Here is a 19036-nt window from a genome sequence, read left to right as displayed (position 1 = left end):
CTTTTTCTGTTAGAAAAATAGAGTAGGTGCTTAGCACCTACTCTTTGATTACCCCTTTATTTCGATAGTACACGTCCTCTAGCCCAACGTTATACTTCATATTTTCATCTGTCCACTCAGTTCCTAGATTGCCGGGCCACCCGGACGTATTTGCTATATATTTTAGTAATGCTAAATCTGTTAAACCCTTTTGCACACCTCTTTTATACCCTTTCATTAAATGAGGCATGGCAATTTGGGCATTTGTCCGCGGGTCTTTCAATTGCTCGTCCGTTAGGTGATCAGGAGCAAGTCCCCCGCCTCGATGTAACTGAAATAATCCAAAAGAAGTGCCATTGTCTCCAACACTTCGCGGGTTCAAACGACTTTCATGCTCGGCAATTGTAAGAGGTATCCATTCTGGGAGATTTACTTTCTTTGCTTCTTCAATAATAATTTGTTTCATTTGTTTTGCTTCCTCTGAATCAACGTAACTTGTTTGGTTCGTCAATCTTTCCATTCCTTCAGATTCTCCTTGGAAATATAAATACATTCCAAGAACAACTAAAAATCCTACAAAGAATTTTTTCACTACCTCTACCTCTTTCTATGCTGAAATTTGTCCCCTTTCAGCCCTTCCTTTACAATTACCTGCAATCTATCATCCTATTACTCTTAAATCATATCAAACAAGGATTCATCTTAACATCCTGCTTTAGACCGATTTTATGAACAATGCATAATAAAAAAGTACGAAAAATGTAGCATTCTTTCTCTATTATATATATGTAATTTTTACCATAACCCATTTTACATGGATTCCACCTTTTTATTTGTATATAATTGTAAATTGAATTCTACCAAAAGAACAGGAGACTGCCTACATGAAAAGAAAGTTATTACTCTTTCTCACCATTTTACTACTCATTCCTATCTATACTTCTGCTCAAACAACGAAAAAGCCAAAAGTACTGATTTTATATAGCACAGAAAACGGACAAGTTACAAATGATATACAAATTTTAAATAATCTACTCGGGCACTTTACAAGTGATGTAACACTGAAAAATGTAGCACAGCCAAACGAACTTCCTGCACAATCATCTTATACACATGTCATTTACATAGGAGAGAAAAAAGAGCACTTTTCTGATGAAACAAAACAATTTTTAGAAAGTTTTTCAGGCCCCTTATTATTTCTCGGGAAAAATATAGAACAATTACCAAATCGTTTTTCCTTTATTACGCTTAAAGAAGAACAAGCGCGAGTTCATACTTTACAATATCCAACACATCATCTCAAAAACAACTTGCACGAAGATCGTTTGATTCAACAATTTGATACAACTGGGGAATCTCCTCTTGCATATGCAATTGGTTCAAACAGTACATATCCCTTTATCGTGAAACAAAATCAATCCTATTACGTAGCGACATCACAGCTGTTTAATTGGACATCTCATTACGTTGGTGAAATGCTCTTTTCTTACTTCCAACAAAAACCGGAAACAAATAAACATCGTGCCTATTTACGCTTAGAAGATATACACCCAGCAGCCGATACGAAGCAATTACAGAAAATCGCTGAACTATTAAAAGAAAAGAATATACCTTATATGATCGCTGTCATCCCAGTGTATAAAGATCCAAGTACAGGAAAGACAATACACTTACAAGATAAACCTGAGTTAATAGATGTATTACGTTTTATGCAAGATAACGGCGGCTCCATCGTTATGCATGGCTATACCCACCAATTTTATGATAGTGAAACAGGAGAAGGATTTGAATTTTGGGATGTAAAAACTGATCAACCGATCCGCCATCCTAATCATGAACAACCAAAAGCGAGACAGGATTTTGAATCAGATACCGCTTATAAGGAATACGTGGAAAATGGTAAAAAATTTGAAGAAACGTATATAACAGAACATATTGAAAAAGGAATTGAAGAACTCGTAGCAGCTAAATTATACCCGCTCGCTTTTGAAGCACCGCACTATGCAATTTCACAAAAAGGGTATGAGATATTATCACGCTACTTTTCAACTTATGTAGGGCAATTACAGTTAGGTGACGCAACATGGAAAACCATGCACGCAACAGCCTTTTCAAGTAAACCATCTTTTTTACATGGGTTGAAGGTGCTCCCTGAAACAGTTGGATTTATAGAGGCAGATCATCCTCATGCAGCTTCTAAAATGAAAGAACGTGCATTATCATTTACAAAGCTATCAGATGGCATAATCGGTTCCTTCTATCACCCATACTTAGGGATCACACCCCTCAAACAACTATTAAGTGAATTAGAAGGCATTCCAAATATAGAATGGATTGATTTACAAAGAGAATCAAATGAAGTAAAGATGAAGGATATCCACATTACTTCTAATAAAGATGGTACCCATATTGATAAACCTCTTTCTTTAAGTGACACGATTGAATCTCTGAAAAAGTATGGATTTTTTCTCATACTTGGAATCGTCTTAATTGTATTTTTGTTATTAATACGGCGTGCAAAACGGCTCGAATCATAAAAAAATACCAAGCACAAGTTTGTGCTTGGTATTTTTCATTCCAAATCAAAACGAGGCATTTTATCTACTACCCATTGCTTATTCTCGTAGATCAACTCTATTTCTACTTCTTTTTTCACATCTTCATAGTCATTATACGTTTCTGCCGTCGCCAAGATTTTTCCGTCTTTTAGCTTAGCGGAAATAATTTTTGTATATTTAGTCCCTGCTCCTGATCCCAAATCTCCAACAACATAGTGCATCTTTCCACCTATTTCTTTTACGTATTCACTTTTCATGTACTCCGTAATGAAATCCTTTGAGAAATAAGTAGCTAATGATTTCTCTAATGCTACCTTCGTATTATATGTAGGAAGTGTTAATTCCCCGTATGAAAAACGGTCTACTGGTTTCGTATTCTCCGTTGATGCTGAAACGGCAATATTAATAATCTCTTGTTGAGCGTTGACTACCTTTCGTAGCAATGCATCATCAGATAGTCGTTTATCTTGCTTTTCATTTGATTTCTTTGTATCAAGATTTAGAATTAAACCATTATCTGTATATAGGTGCATGTCACCGGCTATAAAGTATAAATAAGATTTAGATGGTTCAACCGCTCCATCATAAATTTGCTTTTCATTCCCACCATTAATCTTTCTTTTATAAACACCGTCTTTTTTTAAGTAATAGAAGGAATCTCCTTTTATATTCATCTTTAAGGCATCTTTTATTTCTAATGTCTCTCTATTTTGTTGAACATCCAACTCATATATACCATTATCTCGTTTTTGATTATCTAAACTCAACGAAAAATCTACAATTGCATATAGTTTTTCCTTATTGTATGTACCACTAGATATTTCTGCAAAACTTTCCTTTGACCAAGTTTGGTCACCTTTGCTCACTTGTGTGCCACGAAATTTATTCCAGTGCACAATATTATCATCGATCGTTTCAGCCCAACCAGATGTTTTAATCGGTGACTCTTCTTCTTGTCCTGTTTTCAAATCCAATTTCACAATCCCTACAATATCAAACCCACCATGTTCAGAATACTTTTTCGTATAGAATAACGATTGATCTTTTACGTAAACGTAATTTGTATTTGTTTTCAGCGTATCTAATTTCTTTGTAGAAATATCATATTTCATCAAAGAAGGCATTACATTTGTATTCGTATTTTTTTCTCGATCCCAGTGGATAAAATATAAAGCCTTACCTTTTATATTTATATAAGAAGCGTTTACTCCCTTTACGACAAGCTCCGATGTTTGAAACTTATCTTTCGTACGATAAATACCCCCTGTATTTTTATCACCATTTACCGCATAGTAGATCCAACCATCACCTTCTGCCATTTTTCCTTTATTAGAGATATTTCCGATCGCATTTCCTCTTTTCTCATTTTCTTTCATTTGTTCTTTTACTGCTGAATCAACTTCTTTTATTTCTTGTCCTACATTTGTAGTCACTGTTTTCTTCTCCTCACATCCAACTAAAGAAGTTGCTACAGCTACTATTAAGCTAGAAGCTACTATTCTTTTATACACTTTCCCCATAATACAATCCCCCTCTCTCCTAATTAAACGGATATAAATTTAATTATAGAAATAAATTGAAATTTTTTCTATATATACCAAAAAGAGATAGAGATTCATCCTATCTCTCGAATTGAACTACCCCCACCTTCACTTCGTTTAGAGGAGGGAGTCTTCTCGGTTAAAATGATAAAATCGATATGTATTTTGATATATTTGCTCTGCTACCTCTTCTATTGACAATTGTTTAATCTGACTAATCTCCACTAGCACATCTTTAATCATATTCGGATGTGTCATTATATCTTCTTGAAATTCCCAAGGTCCATCGGTTTCTACCATCATATATTCTAATGGATAAAACGATACAATCTTTCTAATTTTCTCCTTCTGCATAACATCTGGTGTGATTGAAATGTAGTATCCATTTTGAATCATTCGCTCCATCGTTTTTTTACTCCCCTTAAACCAATGAAAATGCGCACGTGATATCTCATACTGTTCCAGTAAATCACATACAATATCAGCGTCTTCATAGACTGCATGTAAAACAATCGGTAAATTGAACCTTTTCGCAAGTATGATAAATCTCTCTAACACCTCTACATAAAAATCTAATACGATATCTTTCTGTTCTTTCCTTAAGTAATATGGCAAGCCGACCTCTCCTACAGCAACAAGCTTTTTTGCATTCTCCTCAATTAACTTATAAATTTGCTCACATTCTTTTTCATTGATTACTTGCTCCGGATGAAAACCAAGTGCTGGATGTACAAATGAATGTTGTTTGGCTAAAGATAATGTTTGTTGACAAGAATGATAGTCCATCGATACAGCAATCATACCTTCAATCTCGTCCGCTCCTCTTACATTATCAATTAAATGTATTTGTTCTTCTTTCCTATATTGATCTAAATGTATATGACTATCGATCCACCGCATCTTTATCATCTCCTACACCCATTTTAATATGACATTCAAGAGTGAGTGCAAATAAAAAACAAGAAGGAAGTTCCTTCTTGTTTTATCATCTATATTATTTAACAATTAAATTTGTAATTATATCAAAAAGTCCAACACATACGACAGCAACGGTAAAGTAGCTACAGAAATCTTTTATCGGAAACTTAACTACTTCTTCTTTTTGCATCCCATTCTTCTCCCTTCTTATTACCTTCCCTAATTTTTTATCTATTTTTATTATGCAAAAAATGTGACAAATAAGCTATCGAATTAACTTACGAAAACATTACAATGTTGTAAGGTTTTAAAAAATAGCCTCATCTCATAATGAGATAAGGCCTATTCAATAGTTGGTTGGTTTTCAAACATTCATCATCATTTCAGACAGAAAGTTATATGTTCAAACTTTCTACTTGTATTGTAATAGAATTCACATATGGCAACTATCGAATTACCTTACATGTACCTTACAATATTGTCATGAACAATATCACTTTTAACAAATTAGCTGTAATCAGACTTGCTAGCGGTGCAGCTCTACTTACAGCTTGGCCTAGTATAAACTTGTTTCTACTTTCTTGTTATATAGTTAGAGCTCCCTAAATTCCATACTCACTGTCTAATTAAAACATATTATATATAAAACTATTTTGATTTTTCGACATATAGGTCACTGCTACGAAGAATAAAAGGTGACCTGCACTCGTTTTCTCCCTTTGTTTTAACTTGGCATGGGGCAGAAGAGGGTCTGACCGCTTCTATGCATGGCCGGATGCTCTCTCCCACCTAAAAAGAAAGGTTTTATGTCAGTTTTTTAATTCGTATTTATATAGTAATTGTATATTCAAATACTGATCCCGAAAAATTTCTTCTTTAAAAGATTTATCTCGCATTAACGGGCAGTAAGACCCCCACTGATTAAAGTTTCACTTTATATGCAATAAAAGACTGTGATACACTCGCCATGTTACAGTTTTTTACAATGTTTTACCTCATCTTCAAAAGCTGACTTCTCGCCTGCACAGGAATATTTTGATCCTCAATCTCTACTAATGACTCACCATAACGTCCTTTTGCGAAAATTTTCAATGCCTCATCTCTTTTTAACATATGTTTTACCGTTTTCTTTATCGTTTGTTCTCTTCCTTTTTCATCGTATGCAACAAATTCATACTCGTACCAATCATCGCCAACGTGCTGACCGATACCATTTACAATCGTATAGTATTCTTTCGTTTTATAAAATGGATTATATTTATCAATTACTGGTCCAAGCTTTGTTGGTAGTAGTAGTATAGTTGCAGCTACCGTCGCAATCCCAGTAATAATCACTCGCTTTTTTACCCTTTCCCACTCCAAGATGGATTCCTCCTCCATACAATATGTGTAGTTTTCTATAAACTTATTTTAAAGAGAAAGACTCAATTCCGCCATTGAATCCCATTACATTTCCCTTACATTTTTGTAAGAATTCGAATGAAATTTTATATGATTTTTAACAATTTGTGAACCCTCCAAAACTGTGATAAACATCACACCCTCTATTTTCCAAATATTCTATAATACGAATATAAAAGTTTGTTAAACATTTCACATTTAAGAGGGGAAATGAATATGAAAAAACGTTTAGTCATGATCGGGAATGGTATGGCTGGTATACGCTGCATTGAAGAGATTTTAAAACAAGATCCGAATCTTTATGACATTACCATTTTTGGCGATGAACCTCACCCAAACTACAATCGTATTATGCTATCTCACGTCCTACAAGGAAAAACAAATATACAAGATATCATTATGAACGAATACAGTTGGTACGAAGAAAATGATATTACACTGTATACAAATGAAAAAGTAATAAATATTGATCGTGAAGAACAAGTCATTGTTACAGAAAAGAACCGTATTGTTATGTACGACAAGCTCATTGTTGCAACAGGGTCTAGTGCTTTTATCTTACCTGTTGAAGGTTCGGGTCTTCCAGGTGTAACAGGATTTCGTACAATTGAAGATACACAATTTATGATGGATGCTGCTAAGCAATATAAAAAAGCTGTTGTAATAGGCGGTGGATTACTTGGTTTAGAAGCCGCACGAGGGCTTATTGACCTTGGCATGGACGTACACGTTGTCCATTTAATGCCTCACTTAATGGAGCAACAACTTGATGCTAAAGCTGCTTCATTACTGCGTGAAGATTTAGAGGCACAAGGTATGAAGTTTCTTATGGAAAAGAAAACAGTGAAAATTCTTGGTACTGACCATGTTGAAGGTATCCAATTTGAAGATAGCAGTGTTGTAACATGTGATTTAATTGCAATGGCTGTGGGGATACGTCCAAATACACAGTTAGCTAAAGATGCTGGCTTACTTGTAAACCGCGGCATCGTTACGAATAACTATATGCAAACAGATGATGAATCCATCTATGCAGTTGGTGAATGTGCCGAGCATGATGGTATTGCCTATGGTCTTGTCGCTCCTTTATACGAACAAGGTGCCATACTGGCAAAACATATAACGAACTCACAAACAGACGGGTATACAGGTAGTATTGTCGGTACACAGCTTAAAGTTGCAGGATGCGATTTATTCTCTGCCGGACAAATTTATGAAGATGATAAGACAAAAGCAATCTCAATCTTCAATGATTGTACACGTTCCTATAAAAAAGTATTAATTCGCGACAACAAAGTCGTTGGTATTGTTTTATACGGAGACACCACTGAAGGTACACGGCTCTTTAGTATGTTGAAAAAAGAAGAAGATATACAAGAATACACACCAGCTTCTCTTCTTCATAAAGCTGGTGAAGAAAGCGGACTTGACGTTGCAAGCATGAGTGCCGATGACACTGTTTGTGGGTGTAATGGTGTGACAAAAGGAACAATTGTTCATGCCATTTTAGAACAAGATTTAACAACTTTTGAAGAAGTAAAAGGATGTACAAAAGCTGCTGGATCATGTGGTAAATGTCGTCCACTTGTTGAACAAATTTTATCTCATACACTCGGAGATAGCTTCGATGCATCTGCACAATCTGTTGGTATGTGCGGATGTACAACTTTATCACGTGATGAAGTTGTCACAGCGATTCATGAAAAAGGGTTAAAATCGCCAAAAGAAGTACGAAACGTCCTTGGCTTCGCACATGAAGATGGCTGTTCAAAATGCCGTCCTGCATTAAATTACTATTTACGTATGGCACGTCCAGAAGAATATGCAGATGATAAGGCATCCCGATTCGTTAATGAAAGAATGAATGGTAATATTCAGCATGATGGCACATTTTCTGTTATTCCTCGTATGTATGGCGGTGTTACTACTGCAGATGATTTAATGAGAATTGCCGAAGTTGCGAAAAAGTATGATGTGCCGCTCGTAAAAATAACAGGCGCAAGTCGAATCGGCTTATACGGTGTTAAGAAAGAAGATTTACCAAGAGTTTGGGCTGACCTCGATATGACTTCTGGTTATGCTTATTCGAAATCCCTTCGCAATGTAAAATCTTGCGTCGGCTCTCGCTTCTGCCGCTTTGGTACAAAAGATTCATTAGGGCTTGGTATGTTACTTGAACAATCGTTAGAAATGGTAGATACACCGCACAAAATGAAAATGGGCGTAACGGGTTGTCCACGTAACTGTGCAGAAGCATTAACAAAAGACTTCGGCGTCGTTTGTGTTGAAAATGGATTCCAACTTTATATTGGCGGTAACGGTGGAACAGAAGTTCGTGAAGCTGATTTTGTAATGATTGTCCCTACAGAAGAAGATGTACTTCGCATTGCCACAGCTTATGTACAACATTACCGTGAAACTGGCATTTATGGCGAACGAACAGCCCCTTGGGTCGAACGAATCGGCTTAGATCACATAAAAGAAGTACTGCAAGATAAGCAAATGGTCGCTATGCTAAATGAACGTTTCCAAAAAGCGCGTAACACATATGAAGAAGCTTGGGGACAAGCGCTAGAAACTAAATCATTAAAAGCCATGTATGAAGTAGAAACTGTAAAGTAAGGAGCGATCTACATGTTGCAAACAAAAGAGAAAATAAAAATAATGCGTGCCGAAGATCTTCCCATGCAAATCGGTAAGGAAGTGCGAATGAAGGACATATCCATCGCCTTGTTTCGTCTTTCAAATGGCGACATTCGCGCTGTAGAAAATCGGTGTCCTCATAAAAATGGGCCTTTAGCGGAAGGAATTGTTTCTGGAGAATTCGTCTTCTGTCCGTTGCATGATTGGAAAATTTCATTAATAACAGGTGAAGTTCAAAAACCTGATGATGGTTGCATTCAAACATATGAAGTAGAAGTTATTGATGGTGATATTTATATATACATGTAGTTTGTACAAGGAAGCCCTTTTTCGGCTTCCTTTCAAGTAAAAATAGATGAGGTGTAGAGATGAACGGATACGTATATTTAGTTGGTGCAGGACCTGGCGATGAAGGACTTATTACAAAAAAAGCAATAGATTGCCTAAAAAAAGCAGATGTTGTTTTATATGACCGCTTATTGAATCAAAATTTACTTCGCTATACGAAGCCAACATGCGAACTCGTTTACTGCGGGAAAATGCCAACAAATCATATTATGCGACAAGAAATGATTAACACCCATTTAATTCGGTCTGCAAAAGAAGGTAAAGCTGTCGTCCGCCTAAAAGGCGGGGATCCATCTATTTTTGGCCGCGTTGGTGAAGAAGCTGCTGCTTTAGCTGAAGAAAACATTTTATATGAGATTGTCCCAGGTATTACATCTAGTATTGCCGCTAGTGCGTATGCCGGCATTCCTCTTACCCATCGAGACCACAGCAATAGTGTAACGTTGCTAACTGGCCATACAAAAGGTGCAATTAGCGACCAAGTAAATTACAGCGCCCTCTTAAATAGCGATACAATTGCCTTTTACATGGGCGTTAAAAATCTACCGATTATTTGTGAAAACTTATTGCAAACAGGAAGAAAAAAAGATACACCAGTAGCGGTCATTGAATGGGGTACAACTGGAAAACAACGAGTTGTTACAGGTACATTAGCCACAATAGTTGATTCCGTAAAGAAAGAACATATTTCAAATCCATCGATGACAATTGTTGGTGAGGTGGTATCCTTACGTAAACAGATTGCCTGGCAAGAACGCAAACCACTACACGAAAAAAAAGTTTTATTTGCCTCTGCAACAAATAAAACAAGTATACTAGCGCAAAAATTACAAGCAGCTGGAGCAGAAGTATATCAAATACCAACTTTCAAAAAGCAGGAACATCAGTTAACATCCGATCAACTCTGTGAAATATTTAAAGCTGAGCGCCTTGTTTTCTGTTCACCTGAAAGTGTAGAAATCTTATTGCAATCATGTGCACAGCATCAAAAAGATATTCGCTTCTTACAAGCAACGCTACAACATATGAATAGCACTACTCAAAAAGCACTTATGCAATACGGTTTATTAAGCGAACCAGCAAGATTTTCTGCCGAAACAACTATTTATTTAGGACGAAATATCAACCGCATTGCAATCATTCAAGAAAAAATAGGTGCGGGCTCTCATATCATGACACATGAATATAACATTGATCATCGTTTTGATGAAATTCATACACGTACACTAACTGAATTCGCATGGGATTCTATTGTATTTGAAGGACGCGCTGCAATTGATACGTTTATATCCGAAGTAAAACGCCTCGGATTCATGGATATTCTTCATTTGCCATTCTCATATGCCGATGAACCGACTCTGCAATATGCAAATAAAGTCGGATTCCATAATATCGATCATCAGCTGCAAGCTATCATCAATGAGAAAGAAGTGGTGGCAGGGTGAAAGGTATCGTTTATATCGGACATGGTAGCCGATTACAAGAAGGCAATGAACAGTTCATTCACTTTGTTAGGTCCGTTATAAAAGAGCGAAGCGAAAGTATCCAAAAAATCGGCTTTCTTGAACTAACAACACCGACTGTTCAAGATGCAATTACAGAAGCGATCCAAGACGGGGCAACTGAGGTTTTAATTGTCCCTGTTTTATTATTTGCAGCAGCCCATTATAAACGTGATGTCCCTTTTGAAATTGAGAAAATACAAAAACGCTATCCACACATTACATTTTCAGTTGCAACACCTTTCAGTACGCATCCGTTTATGATTGAACTTGTGATAAAACGAATACGTGAAGCTATGCCCATACAAGGTAGTGAAATCTTACTTGTCGGCCGTGGTAGTAGTGATTCTCAGCCTATACATGAATTAAGGCAAATTGGATCAGTAGTCGAGCAAAAACTCTGCTTGCCTGTTTCCTGTTCCTTTTTAGCAAAAGGAACACCTTCTTTTACTGATGAACTCAATGAAAAGGCCGCATCCAAAAAGCATGTATATGTCATGCCGTATCTTCTCTTCACCGGCTTATTACTTCAGAAAATAAATCGGCATGCCAAAAAATACGCTAACGTTACAACTTGTAACTGCCTTCAATTTGATTCCTATATGAAGTCCGCTTTATTAGATCGAATGGAGGAACATGTACATGCATAATATGTATCCTATTATGTGTAATCTGCAGGGAAAAATGGTTGTAATTATCGGTGGTGGAACAATTGCATACCGAAAGGCAGCTGGATTAGAGAACACAGGAGCTCTTGTTACTATTGTGAGTCCATATATTTGTGAAGAAATGAAGAATCTTACCTATATTACATGGAAGAAAAAAACATTTACAGAAGAAGATATTCAAGATGCGCACCTCATTTATGCTGCAACAAATGATCATGATGTAAATATGATGGTGAAACAAGCAGCACATGAATTTCAATGGGTGAATGTCGTAAGCGATGGAACAGAATCCTCCTTTCATACACCCGCAGTTATTCGCAATGACGAATATGTTATCAGCATCTCAACTTCTGGTAAAAATCCATCCTTTGCAAAACGAATCAAGCAAAAACTAATGACGATCCTTCCTCAAATTATAAAATAAAAAAGATGAACGAATCCCCCTCGTTCATCTTTTTAGCTTGCTTTAAAACCGCCGCCAAGTACATCTCGTACGTCATGAATAACAACAAACGCATCTTCATCCACGTTACTGATTACTTGTTTTAATTTTACAAGCTCTTGCTTATTAATTACGACATATAGTACTTCTTTATTTTTTCCAGTATAACCACCGCGTCCTTCTAAAACAGTCACACCGCGTGTCATATGTTTCGTAATCGTTTCACGAATTAAATCTGGTTGACTTGATATAATTGTAACTGCTGTTTTCGTATTAATTCCTTCTACAATGAAGTCGATTACTTTTGCTCCGACAAATACTGCAACGAGCGTATACATTGCTTTTTCTTGTCCAATGATGAATACCGACCCTACAATTACAACAATATCAATAATAAGAACACCTTTTCCAACGCTCCACCCTAAATATTGATTTGCTAATTGCGCTAAGATTGCTGATCCTCCAGACGTACCTCCCGCTCGGAACATACAGCCTAATCCAATACCAACAAACACCCCAGCAAATAAAGCTGCTAATAATGTATCACTATTTACCCTGTGTCCAATATGTTCTGTAGCATATAAAAACAAAGAGGTTTCTACAATACCGAGGATTGTGTAAACCATCGTTTTTTTATCAAAAAATTTATAACCAATAGCTAATAGAACCGCATTGAAGGCAAAGTTCATAATCCCTGGTGACCATCCAAATAAATAATAGGTGACAACTGTTAAACCGATGATTCCACCTTCCGATAAACGGTTTGGAATAGCAAAATAGTTAATACCTATCGCAAACAATAATGAACCAATTGTAATTAATGCAATTTCTTTCATTCGTTGATTAAACATAAGTTGTACCCTCCTCTATTTGACATTGTATCACTATCTTACAGAGGCATAGAAATAGTTTTTACCACACTCTTTTTTCTTATAACATCTATATAATTATGTTTACATAAACATCTGTTTAGTTATTCAAGTTCGCTCTAACAGCATCAACAAATTTCTTCACGTTCCCCGCCTGAATATACTTAGCGACTACAACTTCACTATTATGAATAAACACTAACCGCGGAAACATTTCTATGTCATCTATACAACAATATAAATATTCTTCAAATGTTATAGGATAATACGCGAATTTCCCATAAAAAAGAATCCGCTTATTAGTAGCAACAAATATACCTTGTTGGTATGAAAAGGCAAAGTTATCCTTCTCGAATATTCCTAACACAAAAGATAAAATTTGTTCATCAGATTCTAAATACTTTTTTACATTCAATACTAGTTCGTTCATGAATATTCCTCCAAATTCAATTCATTGTCGTAACACTTGAAAAGAATCCATGGATTACTACATAACCGGTATAGCTTAGTTATAAAGTATGAAACGCGTTTCCAGTCAAACACATTTTCAAAAAAATCCGTTATGCCATTACACATAACGGATTCCAGTTAAACGGTAGAGCGTTCCACCAAATTATAAGGAATTTCTATCTTTTCTTGTTTCCAATCATCATTGCTTATTTGTTTGTAAAATAGTTCAAAAGCACTTTTACCAATCTCTTTCACATGTTGATCAATTGTTGTAATTTGTAACACTTGGGAAATCGGTTGATTATCGAAACCAATAATCGCTAAATCCTGTGGAACATTTATGCCTAATTTTTTAGCTTCTGCCATAATTCCAATAGCAACTTCATCCCCAGCTACTAGCAACGCCTCAGGAACATGCTCCATCTCTTTTAACTTATGTGCAACCCTCACACCATCTTCTAATGTAAAGCATTCCGTAAAAATTCGATTTTCGATAATTTCTTCATCTATCAGTTGTAAGGCTTGCTTATAAGCCTCAAATCTCTTTTTACTACTAGCTCCTCTCTGCCTCCCTGTGCAATATCCAATTTTTTTGTAGCCTTTCTTGATCAAGTAATTCATCCCTAATTGAAAAGCTCCAAAATGATTTATATATACGCTAGATATACCCAAAACGTCGGTCTCTTCACAAGCAATAATCGCCCCATATGAAGCATAATGCTTAATTACATCCCAATCATTCGAGCGTGAACAAATAATGATACCATCTAGTTGTTTTGTTTTTAACATATGTAAACTTTCTATTTCTTCTCGCTTATTATAATTAGTCTGACAAAGAAGAACTCGGTAATTATGAGCTAATGCACCTTCCATAATTCCTCCAACAATTGCATCGAAATGTGGATGGTCAATATAAGGCAAAATCACACCAACAATATTTGTTTTTCCTTTTGATAAATGAACTGCATTTGCATTTTGCGAGTAATTCAATTCCTCAACTACTTCTAGAACCGCTTGGCGTTTCTCCTTACTTACGTATGGATGGTCATTCAACGCCCGTGAAACAGTCGTAACCGAAACACCTGCCAGCTTTGCAATATCTCTAATATTAGCCATCTGCTCACCTCTTTCCCCCCATCTTATAAAAAAGAAGATTATCCTAAGATAATCTTCTTTTTTATAACGTATTTACATCCTTTTCGCTATCTTGCTCCTGCTTTTCAGGCTGGTAAATAAATACGTGTTCCTCAAATCGGCTTTTTTTATCACCTTCAGCATTTGCTCCAGCTACAAATTTAATAGCAAACTCTTTTGACTCGATCATTGGAAAACTGATTACATACTCTTTTGCTTCACCATCTTGAACATATACATCATTTACTCTCGGTAGCTTATCGCGGTCTAATGGGGGAATTTGTTTATCATCTTGCAAAATAACTGTATTGTTCGGATACATATCCATCTTCTGTCCAGTTCGATTCTCAACCCTGATTTTTAATGTAATTCGATCACCGGTCAGCTTTTTATAATCAAATTCGCCTTCTAAAATTTGTACAGCATATCCGTTAAATTCAATTCGATTCCCATTTATAATTGTTCCGCCTTTAGCGCCACTCTTGACATATTTCGCTCTCATACTTTCACCGGATTGAGGAGGTTGATTTTGATTACCTTTCTCTTTCAAACTATCCTTTGCTTTATCTTCAGCAGCAGGGGGTTGTGAAGAACTTGCACTACCTTTATTTCCATCCGCTGAAAACAATTCATTGGGAGATTTAATTTCTTTTCCATCCAATGTTTTGATCGATTTTATTGACGTACTTTTTATTTTCCATTTTTTATCTTCTTTATCAAGTGTATGCACGGCTTCCGTTACATTATCTGTATAATTCTCACTTTTCCTTTTACTCTTTGTTTCTTGTTTCACTTCTACAGTTGCATACTTATCAGAATAAGAAAGTACCTTTACCTTTTTTAAACTAGCTTTTAAATCAAGTGATTCAAACATCTGTTCTGTTGTTTTTTTTGAAATTTCATAACTATAAACCTTACTCGAAAGCGTGTCTAGATATCCGTCCAAGTCTTCTTTGTTAAACGCTTCTACATTCTCTTCTAATGCTTGTTTCACTTCTTTTTCTACATTACTCTCTTTAGGCTTCGCATTACTTTTTGTTGAACATCCCATAGTTCCAAGTAATAGGACACCAGCTAACAACGACATTCCCCACTTTATATGTACTACTTTTTTCATATTAAATCCCCTTTATTTTATTAAATTCAAAATTACTTCATAATATAAATTTTTCTTTGATTATTTCGTACACACTATTACTAGATTTCCTCTTTCTTTATTCTACATTTTAATATCAAGATTCTTTTCCAGTTCTCTCTTTTAATAAAGACTCCCCATCCAATGTCTCAGCAGTTAACATCCCTTGACTTGTAATAACCCATTTATCTTTTTCTTTTTCTAATACAAAGCGCGTCTTTACAACATTATCCGTATAATCTACACTCTTATCCTTATTTTTAGCTGTTGTTTTTGCCTCTATTGTTGCATATTTATCATTTATAGATAAAACCTGCATCCGATCAATTGTAATTTTGACATCATACTCATCTAATAAAGTCTCATTCTCTTCTTTTATTACGTCATATGCAAATATGTCTTTCGAATATGTTTTCATATAATCATCAGTATCTTTCTGATTAAATGCTTTTACTTGGTCTGAAATTACCTTTTCTACCTCTTTTTTTGCTTTTGCTTGTGCATTTTCATCTTCTTTCTTTTTGTCTACACCACAACCACTTATCCCTAATGCCAAAACCATACAAGCTAATACCCCGTATTTTTTCTTACTTAATTTCCCCATGATGTTCCCCCTTTTAATTCCCTTAATATTCCACTAATATATTTTATCATAAAAATGATTATTAAAATAAATTATCTCTTACAAAAATGTAATCTTGCTGTAAGCTAATTCGATAGTTGCCCCTACCTGTATTTCATATAATTAAGTCAGAAAGTAACAACAACCATTCGAAAAGGAGCGGATATACATGATGAACAAATTAAAAGTTAACAAATTCTTAAATACAATGAGCATGGTGTTATCCGCTCTTGTCGACGCAAAAGCTGTTGCTACTACTTTAAACAAGTAAGGAGAGAATACCTATGAACAGCATTACTTTTAACAAATTAGATTTTATTGGACTAGCTAGCGGCGCTGCTCTTCTTACAGCTTTCATTTATGCTGCTACGCTTATATAACTTTGTGTCCCCCTTCCCCTTTATATAAATAGTAATAAAAAAGACGACCGTCTATGCCCGGTCGTCTTTTCCTATTTTATATTTTTTTGTAATGTGTCTGTTAGTTCTTCAAATGTTTCGTTCAATCGATCTGTCATCATTTTCATTGCTGTTTTTCGATCTACTGTCTCTCCCACTTCTACTTGAATCGGATTACCAAAAATTAATTTTGCTCTTTTTCCCTTAATTAATTCTTTTACACTTGATGGCCCAACATAAGCTGCAGGTACTAAAGGAACATTAGAACGCATCGCAATCGTAACAGCTCCGGCTTTTAAAGAAACGTCCTCCGTCGACCTCGTTCCACTTGGAAAAATCCCCACTACCTTTCCGTCCTTTAATAACCGAGATGGAATTTTCAATGTACTTGGGCCTGGATTTGCACGATCTACCGGAAAAGCATTCACATTCTTAAAAAACCAATTTGTAAATTTACTTTCAAACAGTTCCTTTTTTGCCATATAATGAATTTCCGTTGGATACATCCCGGCCGCTAACATTAAAACATCCATAAAACTCGTATGTGTACAAGCAACAACATATGGTCCACCTTGAGGTAAATTTTCTTTCCCTTGTACTTCCACTTTCCCAACAGTCTTAAATATATATTTCAACAAAAATGTAATTAGTTTATACATTCATTTCGTTCCTTTCCCAATATCCAAAGTTTAATTATATCCTTACACAAATTATAACACTAACTTTTAGTAGTTGGTAATAAAATTAAGCGACAATTTTTAAAAATTAATTCTTACAAAAGTGTAATCTTGCTGTAAGCTAATTCGATAGTGACTTCTCTCCACATTTTGTACAATTAAGTCAGAAAGTAACAATAACCATTCGAAAAGGAGCGGATATACATGATGAACAAAATCAACACAAATAAATTCGTAAATACAATGAGCATGGTGTTATCCGCTCTTGTCGACGCAAAAGCTGTTGCTACTACATTAAACAAGTAAGGAGAAAATATCAATGAACAACATTACTTTTAACAAATTAGATTTTATCGGACTAGCTAGCGGCGCTACTCTTCTTACAGCTTTCATTTACGCTGCTACGCTTATATAATTTTGTGTCCCCTTTCCCCTTTATATAAATAGTAATGAAAAGACGACCGTCTATGCCCGGTCGTCTTTTCATTATATTTTTCTTTCATGTAATTCTTTTAATAGCTGTATCATTTCAGCTTGTTGTTTTATCTTCTTACGACCATTTCGGTTAATCGCTGCAAGCTCACATGCAATTCCAACGGCAAAGAAAAACAATAAACTTTCTAACATATAAAATCCTCCACATGCATTGTCTATTAGACAGCTTGACGCAACTCCTCTTCTTGTAAAACCTGCTTATTCTTGCTTTCTTCTTTACGCTGACATACGTTATTTCGGATAAGAGCTGTCATAACAAGCATTGTTCCTACTATATCAAAAATTGTTATTTTATATCCTTGCATCATCATAATGACCAGTGTAGTAATTGGAACAAAGTTAATAAATAAAATCCCATTAATTGATGATAAAATTTTTACACCATAATTCCAAGTAAGTAGTGCCACAATACCTGGTAATGTCATCATAAATAATAAATCGTACTTAACGATAGAAATCGTTTCCGCACTTGGTACCGAGACATATCCTAACATTGTAATGATCATCGTTATGACACCTGTTACAGCTGTACCAAATACACATGTCAATGTAGAATAGCGAAGTGTCGACCAATTACTAAAGGATTGGCCACCCATCGTGTAGATTACCCATCCCACAACACCTATAAAAATAAATGCTAATGAAAATAGATTATCTTTCAATGTAAGGAAGAAACTCATATCACCTTTTGTAATAACAAAAATAGCTCCAATAAAAGCGATTATCATACTTGTAATCATGTACCTCTTCGGTTTTATATGTTTATATCCCCATAGAATACCAATTGAAATCATCGGCATAAGCGCCTCCATAATAGACGCTACCATAACACCGGATTTCCCCATTAACATTTGGCCTAAGAAAACAAGCACATTATATACAGTAAACGCCATCGTTCCGAAGAAGACGAGTAGCTTTCCTTTCCCTTCTAAACGAAATGCCTTCTTGCCTTCTTTCATCAATAATAATAAAACTAATACAATCGCTACTGCCCCGTAACGAATGAACGAAAAGTAAAATGGATCTATATACTCTAGTGCATGATCTGCAACTGGAAACATTGCTCCCCATGACATGCTTGCGATTAAACATGCCAGTGCCCCCATTATCATTTGACCTTTTCTCACCGTAATCCCCCGCTTCTATGTAATTCTCGATGCATTGCACAATGAGAATTGTAAAAGAAAAAATATATCACGTAAAATGATTCGAAATGATGTTAACTATCATTTATAATGATAGTTAACATCAAGGGG

20 protein-coding genes are annotated in these 19036 nt (G+C 35.5%); 8 read left to right on the top strand and 12 right to left on the bottom strand.

All coding sequences use genetic code 11. The features are described from left to right. Positions 1-37 precede the first annotated feature (37 nt). A complete protein-coding gene (locus tag J4P91_RS19430; protein WP_207995462.1) occupies positions 38-571 on the bottom strand; it encodes a transglycosylase SLT domain-containing protein in 534 nt (177 codons plus the stop codon). A gap of 292 nt (positions 572-863) precedes the next feature. On the opposite strand from J4P91_RS19430, the gene J4P91_RS19425 reads away from it, so the two are divergent. Then, on the top strand, positions 864-2516 hold the full coding sequence (locus tag J4P91_RS19425) for a DUF2334 domain-containing protein (protein WP_207995461.1): 1653 nt from the start codon (positions 864-866) through the stop codon (positions 2514-2516). A gap of 35 nt (positions 2517-2551) precedes the next feature. Here the strand turns inward: J4P91_RS19425 and J4P91_RS19420 are convergent, their stop codons facing one another. From J4P91_RS19420 to J4P91_RS19410, 3 genes are all read right to left on the bottom strand, one after another. Next, entirely contained in the window at positions 2552-4057 is a 1506-nt protein-coding gene (locus J4P91_RS19420; RefSeq protein WP_207995460.1) for a DL-endopeptidase inhibitor IseA family protein, read from the bottom strand. Between the two features lie 138 nt (positions 4058-4195). Beyond that, on the bottom strand, positions 4196-4978 hold the full coding sequence (locus J4P91_RS19415; protein ID WP_207995459.1) for a TatD family hydrolase: 783 nt from the start codon (positions 4976-4978) through the stop codon (positions 4196-4198). Between the two features lie 1008 nt (positions 4979-5986). Beyond that, entirely contained in the window at positions 5987-6376 is a 390-nt protein-coding gene (locus J4P91_RS19410; RefSeq protein ID WP_207995458.1) for a YxeA family protein, read from the bottom strand. A gap of 237 nt (positions 6377-6613) precedes the next feature. On the opposite strand from J4P91_RS19410, the gene nirB reads away from it, so the two are divergent. From nirB to J4P91_RS19385, 5 genes are read left to right on the top strand one after another with little or no spacing between them, the layout of a single operon-like run. Then, the gene (gene nirB, locus J4P91_RS19405; RefSeq protein WP_207995457.1) at positions 6614-9019 is read left to right on the top strand and encodes a nitrite reductase large subunit NirB; all 2406 of its coding nucleotides are present in this window, start codon (positions 6614-6616) and stop codon (positions 9017-9019) included. A gap of 12 nt (positions 9020-9031) precedes the next feature. Beyond that, entirely contained in the window at positions 9032-9349 is a 318-nt protein-coding gene (nirD, locus tag J4P91_RS19400) for a nitrite reductase small subunit NirD (RefSeq protein WP_207995456.1), read from the top strand. A 59-nt stretch (positions 9350-9408) separates the two neighbouring features. Then, positions 9409-10833 carry a uroporphyrin-III C-methyltransferase gene (locus tag J4P91_RS19395; RefSeq protein ID WP_207995455.1) on the top strand — a complete coding sequence of 475 codons (1425 nt, stop codon included), beginning with the start codon at positions 9409-9411 and terminating at the stop codon, positions 10831-10833. Next, positions 10830-11540, top strand: coding sequence for a sirohydrochlorin chelatase (locus J4P91_RS19390; protein ID WP_207995454.1), 711 nt, complete (start codon positions 10830-10832; stop codon positions 11538-11540). Before J4P91_RS19395 ends, J4P91_RS19390 begins: the two co-directional genes overlap by 4 nt. After that, positions 11533-11982: a precorrin-2 dehydrogenase gene (locus tag J4P91_RS19385; RefSeq protein WP_207995453.1), complete on the top strand. Its 450-nt coding sequence runs from the start codon at positions 11533-11535 to the stop codon at positions 11980-11982. Before J4P91_RS19390 ends, J4P91_RS19385 begins: the two co-directional genes overlap by 8 nt. A 32-nt stretch (positions 11983-12014) precedes the next feature. Here the strand turns inward: J4P91_RS19385 and J4P91_RS19380 are convergent, their stop codons facing one another. From J4P91_RS19380 to J4P91_RS19360, 5 genes are all read right to left on the bottom strand, one after another. After that, positions 12015-12851, bottom strand: coding sequence for a YitT family protein (locus J4P91_RS19380; protein ID WP_207995452.1), 837 nt, complete (start codon positions 12849-12851; stop codon positions 12015-12017). A 118-nt stretch (positions 12852-12969) separates the two neighbouring features. After that, complete coding sequence (locus J4P91_RS19375; protein ID WP_207995451.1) at positions 12970-13299, bottom strand: PH domain-containing protein; 330 nt, start codon at positions 13297-13299, stop codon at positions 12970-12972. Positions 13300-13457: 158 nt separating this feature from the next. Further along, positions 13458-14435 (bottom strand): LacI family DNA-binding transcriptional regulator, encoded by a 978-nt coding sequence (locus J4P91_RS19370; protein WP_207995450.1) that lies wholly within the window; start codon positions 14433-14435, stop codon positions 13458-13460. Positions 14436-14496: 61 nt separating this feature from the next. Further along, positions 14497-15570: a hypothetical protein gene (locus tag J4P91_RS19365; RefSeq protein WP_207995449.1), complete on the bottom strand. Its 1074-nt coding sequence runs from the start codon at positions 15568-15570 to the stop codon at positions 14497-14499. A gap of 115 nt (positions 15571-15685) precedes the next feature. After that, complete coding sequence (locus J4P91_RS19360) at positions 15686-16192, bottom strand: YybH family protein (RefSeq protein WP_207995448.1); 507 nt, start codon at positions 16190-16192, stop codon at positions 15686-15688. A 302-nt stretch (positions 16193-16494) separates the two neighbouring features. On the opposite strand from J4P91_RS19360, the gene J4P91_RS19355 reads away from it, so the two are divergent. After that, a complete protein-coding gene (locus J4P91_RS19355) occupies positions 16495-16590 on the top strand; it encodes a DUF3948 family protein (RefSeq protein ID WP_207995447.1) in 96 nt (31 codons plus the stop codon). A 71-nt stretch (positions 16591-16661) separates the two neighbouring features. On the opposite strand, the gene J4P91_RS19350 is transcribed toward J4P91_RS19355, so the two are convergent. Then, positions 16662-17267 (bottom strand): lysophospholipid acyltransferase family protein, encoded by a 606-nt coding sequence (locus J4P91_RS19350; RefSeq protein WP_207995446.1) that lies wholly within the window; start codon positions 17265-17267, stop codon positions 16662-16664. A 337-nt stretch (positions 17268-17604) separates the two neighbouring features. Between J4P91_RS19350 and J4P91_RS19345 the strand changes: the two genes are divergently transcribed. Then, complete coding sequence (locus J4P91_RS19345; RefSeq protein ID WP_174102601.1) at positions 17605-17700, top strand: DUF3948 family protein; 96 nt, start codon at positions 17605-17607, stop codon at positions 17698-17700. A 71-nt stretch (positions 17701-17771) separates the two neighbouring features. Here J4P91_RS19345 and J4P91_RS19340 read toward each other — a convergent pair whose 3' ends face one another. Continuing rightward, positions 17772-17912 carry a YrzO family protein gene (locus J4P91_RS19340; RefSeq protein ID WP_017154289.1) on the bottom strand — a complete coding sequence of 47 codons (141 nt, stop codon included), beginning with the start codon at positions 17910-17912 and terminating at the stop codon, positions 17772-17774. A 26-nt stretch (positions 17913-17938) separates the two neighbouring features. Beyond that, positions 17939-18907, bottom strand: a complete 969-nt coding sequence (locus tag J4P91_RS19335) for a DMT family transporter (protein WP_207995445.1) — start codon at positions 18905-18907, stop codon at positions 17939-17941. Between the last annotated feature and the right edge of the window lie 129 nt (positions 18908-19036).

This window comes from Bacillus sp. XF8 (genome assembly GCF_017498755.1).
Classification (GTDB): domain Bacteria; phylum Bacillota; class Bacilli; order Bacillales; family Bacillaceae_G; genus Bacillus_A; species Bacillus_A bingmayongensis.
This window is presented reverse-complemented; position numbering and strand designations above follow the sequence as displayed.